5 protein-coding genes are annotated in these 4,705 nt (G+C 65.4%); 2 read left to right on the top strand and 3 right to left on the bottom strand.

The features are described from left to right. Both QOI01_RS26360 and QOI01_RS26355 read right to left on the bottom strand, forming a co-directional pair. The coding region (locus QOI01_RS26360; RefSeq protein WP_526386114.1) for a GAF domain-containing protein at nucleotides 1-1,245 on the bottom strand (1,245 nt) is incomplete at its 3' end. Nucleotides 1,246-1,818: 573 nt separating this feature from the next. Continuing rightward, on the bottom strand, nucleotides 1,819-2,127 hold the full coding sequence (locus tag QOI01_RS26355; RefSeq protein ID WP_526386113.1) for an aquaporin: 309 nt from the start codon (nucleotides 2,125-2,127) through the stop codon (nucleotides 1,819-1,821). A 684-nt stretch (nucleotides 2,128-2,811) separates the two neighbouring features. Here QOI01_RS26355 and QOI01_RS26350 point away from each other — a divergent pair. Then, a complete protein-coding gene (locus QOI01_RS26350) occupies nucleotides 2,812-3,183 on the top strand; it encodes a response regulator (protein ID WP_526386112.1) in 372 nt (123 codons plus the stop codon). A gap of 357 nt (nucleotides 3,184-3,540) precedes the next feature. Here QOI01_RS26350 and QOI01_RS26345 read toward each other — a convergent pair whose 3' ends face one another. After that, nucleotides 3,541-4,209, bottom strand: coding sequence for a TetR/AcrR family transcriptional regulator (locus QOI01_RS26345; RefSeq protein ID WP_526386111.1), 669 nt, complete (start codon nucleotides 4,207-4,209; stop codon nucleotides 3,541-3,543). Nucleotides 4,210-4,264: 55 nt separating this feature from the next. On the opposite strand from QOI01_RS26345, the gene QOI01_RS26340 reads away from it, so the two are divergent. Continuing rightward, the coding region (locus QOI01_RS26340; protein WP_526386110.1) for a pyridoxamine 5'-phosphate oxidase family protein at nucleotides 4,265-4,705 on the top strand (441 nt) is incomplete at its 3' end.

Raw genomic sequence — 4,705 nt, 5'->3', positions numbered from 1 at the left:
GGCCCCGGCGGCATCGTCGTGGCTGTCCATCCGGACCGGGCAACCGGTCTGTAACACCATCGCCGCGATGTTGTCGCCCTCGAGTGAAAACCGCTGACCGACAGGCATCTTCTTCGCGCCGGGCTCGTCCCAGGCCGAGAGCAGCGTGGCCACGCCGTTGGACTCGTAACGCCACACCGACGCGTTCTCGACACCGAGGAGCCCGGCCAATTCCACTGCCACCGATTCGAACACCTCCGACGGGAGTGCACCCCGCGCCACTAGGGTGGCGACGCGGCGCAACGCACTCTGCTGATCAGCGAGCACACTCAGCTCGTCGCGGCTGGCCTGCAATTCCGCGCGGGTGGCGGCATTGGCGATCGCGGTGGCGACCAGATCAGCGAAATCGGCGATCCGTGCCTCAGTGTCCGAAGGCATGGGCTCGGTGCTCGTCGAGCCGACGATCGCCGCACCCCACAACCGACCGTCGACAACGATCGGGACTCCCACGATCGAACCGATCCCCCCGTCACGAGTGTGGGCGGCCTCCGGGCCAGAGGTGTTCTCGTGGTTGTCAATCCGCGCCGCGCGGCCGGTACGCAACACCAACGCTCCGATGTCCTCGCCACCCAACGGAAGGTGCTCGCCGGTGACGGGCATCGTCGTGGTTCCCGGCTCGTACCGCACGGCGAGCACGTACCCGGTGCCGTCTCCCTCGAAGCGCAGCAGCCCCGCGTTGACCACGTTCAGGCAGCGGGCGAGTTCGTCGGCCACCGCGTCGAACACTTCCGGCGGGCTCGCCCCCTGCGCAATCAGGATGGCAACCCGGCGCAGCGCGGCCTGCTGCTCCACGAGCGCTCGGAGCTGGTCATGGGTTGCCTCGACCTGCCGACGGCGTAGATCAGCTTCGGCGGCGCGCGATCGGGCCACCGCCGCGATGCTTGTGGTCGAAAGCGCGACAATCAGGAAGATGGTGATTGCCACCCAGTTCTCCGTCGAGATCGCGACGATGCTGCCGCCGGTCTGCAGACGGTGGAAGCACACGTAGACAACGGCGCTGGCAAACGACGTCACCGCCCCGAGCCCGAACCCCCACACCGTGGCGACCACCAAGACGCCCAGCAGGAACACCACACCAAAGATGTTTCCGGGGACCGCCTCTTTGAGCAGGTATACCAAGACGCTCTCCGCCGCGATGATCGACGCAGACACCACCAGACCCAGCGCCAGGGGCGGGGCCGTCGGGCGCAACAACAGAGGGGGCACGCGTGCCCACACCGATGAAGAGCGGCATGCAGAAGCAGCGCCCGGCGTCCAGCCGGGCGGACGTGACCGTCTCTGGGTCATACCGCAAACTCACACATCGACTTTGGGCGAAATTCGGACGAGGGCCAAACGTGCATCATATCCGGGTGCGGCAATGGCGACAACGTAGTTCCCGCGTAGTCCGCGGCGGCGCAACAGAACCGGCGCAGCTCGGAGCCGATACTGCTCGCCAACGGCGAGTGGGCAGACGGTCTGAATATGCAGTGCTGCTGGTCTTTTCGAATACATTCTGCCCAGCTGTCACTCCTACATGATCACCGGTGGCACACGATCGCTGAGCCATTCGAGCTGCCCACGATGATTCCCATGCCGGTGAACACATCGACGAGGTGGGCGTGCCCGGGGGGCATCGAACGGGCCGACCGCGACGATGGTCGGTAGGTCAGCCACCCGACCACCGAACGGGTACCCATCGACTACCGGCGCGGGGATCGTGGACTTTCGCCCAGCGCACGATGGTGCTGGGCGCATGGGCGGCTCACCGGTCGTCGGGGTTGAGTGCGAGGAAAGCGGCTAGGGACGGCGCCGGCGACGACCTGCCCGACCAGATACATCCACAGCGTCGGCCAGGCGAACATGCCCATCGCCGCGGCACCCGGCGGTCACTGCCGGGTTGAAGAAGCCACCGGAGATCCCGCCGACTGCGAACGCGCCCGCCACCGTGACCGCCGGGTTGTAGTGGCCGCCGGAGAGATGGCCACCGGCGTAGACCATCACCATCAGGGCTGCGCCGATCGCCAGTGGAGCCAGCGGGCTGCGGCTCCCAACGGCGGCGCCGACGGTGAATACCAGAAAGAACGTTCCGATCGCCTCGACTTGCATACTTCACCCATGCGCGGGGGCCGATGCCGATCCGGCCTTGGTCGTCTGCGGCGACGGCGACACCAGCTCGTATGTGTGATGTGACGATGTTCATGGCTCCCACGATCGCCAGCGCGGCCTCGTGTCGTCGGCTGTTACCCCCGGCAGCCCTCACAGCGGGATACCAGCCAGCCGTCTTCAGGACCGACCGGTTGAGTTGCTGGCCGCGTTTTCCAACCACGAGCACCAGGTGATTGCCGAGGGGGCCGGCCGTCGGACAAGGTATGAGGTGCCGATCACGGGGCTGCCCACGTCCTTCGACGCTCCGCGGCAGCGGTCCGCCGATGCCCTCATCTGCACGTTGACTCGCCCTGGGGTCGTGGCGTCGTCGTATAGCCGATGGGTTTGCCTGAACCGCAACGGGTTTGCACGGCATTCGCCAGCCCGTTGAGTGTGTTGAGGTGGGTCAGCGATACCCGGTGGGACGCAGAGCGCCGTCGGACGCGGATCTGCCTAAAGCCAGCGCCCCCGCCTGCGGGAATCCGCACCTACCGGCCACCTGCAAATACCCTGGCGCCAGCGCATTCGGCCACCAGGCGAGCCGGTGTTCGGCAGCACTTTTCCAGCTAGCGGGAATGCGCACCGGTGCGCGCACTGCCATGCTGGCATCATGGCTCTGCGAGGTTCCCGATGCGCTGCGTAATCGTGGATGACAGCGCAGATTTCGTCGACGCCGCGCGCCGTCTACTCGAGCACGACGGCGTCATGGTCGTCGGCGTAGCGTCAACCAGCGCCGAGGCTCTCCGTTGCGTCCAGGACTTACAACCCGACGTCATGCTGGTCGACGTCTACCTCGGCGCGGAGAACGGCTTCGATGTCGCCGAGCAGCTTTACGAATCGGGGCTGCCGGCGCCCCCGCCGGTGATAATGACCTCCACCCACAACGAGCAGGATCTCGCCGACTTGATCGCAACCAGTCCGGCTGTGGGGTTTCTGGCGAAGTTGGGGCTGAGCGCGAGCGCGGTCCGTGACCTCCTCGCCGGGGCAGCGGGCCTCAAGGAAGGTTGCCACCGCTAGTGGACTTGTCTGTACACGTGCAGGGGTCACATGGGAGGCGCACGCCTGCGTGAATGCGTTGGTCAGGGCCTCCTGACATCACGTAGTACGCGCCAACTTCGACTGGGTCAGGCAGGCGTGGTCGAGCGCAAGCTCGAGAGTGGCCGGGATGGCCGACCGCAGGGCCAATGTCTTGAGCGCCGGACAGATCCCGCCCTGGACAGGATCGACCGTCGAACCCCGCGATCCAAAACGCGTCATGCGGAAGATCGAAGAGGCCTGCCCATTTCGTCGTCGACCGGCCGGTCGCCCTGATCCATGACAACGTAGTTTGACCCCAAAGTTCCTGCTGTCCCGACCACAGTTCAGGAAGAAGCATCAGTCTGCGACGGCGGACAGTCCCGGCAGGAGGATGGCGACCAATCCGTCAGCGTGAGCAGTGATCCACTCAGGGCTACTCGGGTCTCGGCCGGTGAGAAGCCGGACTTCGGGGGCGTTCACGTACGGCAGTGATGCCGCGCCGACGAGCACGTAGTACAGGATCTCGCTGTCGATGGGTGCCGCAACGCCGGTGTCACGCAGCACCTGCCAGGCCGGCCGGATGCCGTCGAAGAACGGCTTCACGTGCGTTTCGGTCATCCACGTCAACCGATCGCTCGCTGCAGTGCCCTCGTGCACCATGATCTGGTTCAGCTCAGGGTGTTTGGCGGCGAATGCCACGAATCGACGTATCCCGTCAGCGAACGCTACGGCGAGCGCCGACACTTCAACGCCGGTGAGCTTGGCCGGTATGACGCCGTCGAACGCCTCCCGCAAGAGCCCGAAGAGGTGGTCCACCGCGGCCTTCCACAGCGCCGATTTGGACTCGAAGTGGTAATTGATCTGCGGCTGGTGTGCCTGAACACGCAAAGCGATCGAACGCGTCGATGCGCCGTCGAAACCCTTGGCCCCGAATTCGACCAGTGCCGACTCCAGCAGGGCCTCCCGGATGTCGGTCCGGGTCCGGCGCAGGCGCACCTTGGTCGGCGCTGGGGTCTTGCGTTCCATCTTTCGAAGCGTACTCTTATTATCAATCGATAATAAGAGTGGGAGGTTAGAGATCATGAGCACTGCCCCAGAGACCACGAATCAAAACCGAGACCGCGCATCGGCGCGTCTGCTGCCCCTGTCCAAGGATCCTTTCCAGGCGCCGACGGATCGCGACATGCTGCCCTCTGAGCGGCGACTGTTCGTCCAGACCCATCGCACCTGCGTCTTCGGCTACGGCCGTCGATCGGACGGCCCGGCGATGTCGATCGTCTACTACGTCCCAGACGACAACGACGACCTGCTGGTGGCGACCATGGGCGCTCGGGCCAAGGCCAAAGCGGTGGCCCGAAACGGCAAAGTCAGTCTCTGTGTACTCGACGAAACCTTGCCCTTCGCCTACCTGCAGGTCTATTGCGACGCGGTGATCGACGACGACGACGAAACCCTGATCGACGTGATGATGGCGGTGGCTGAACGCATGTCGGGTGAGCCAGTGCCCGCGGAGCTGCGCCCG

Origin of the sequence: Mycobacterium sp. (genome assembly GCF_032162605.1) — a bacterium.
Lineage (GTDB): Bacteria > Actinomycetota > Actinomycetes > Mycobacteriales > Mycobacteriaceae > Mycobacterium.
The sequence above is the reverse complement of the archived record's forward strand: the minus strand, read 5'-3'. Positions and strand labels throughout refer to the sequence as shown.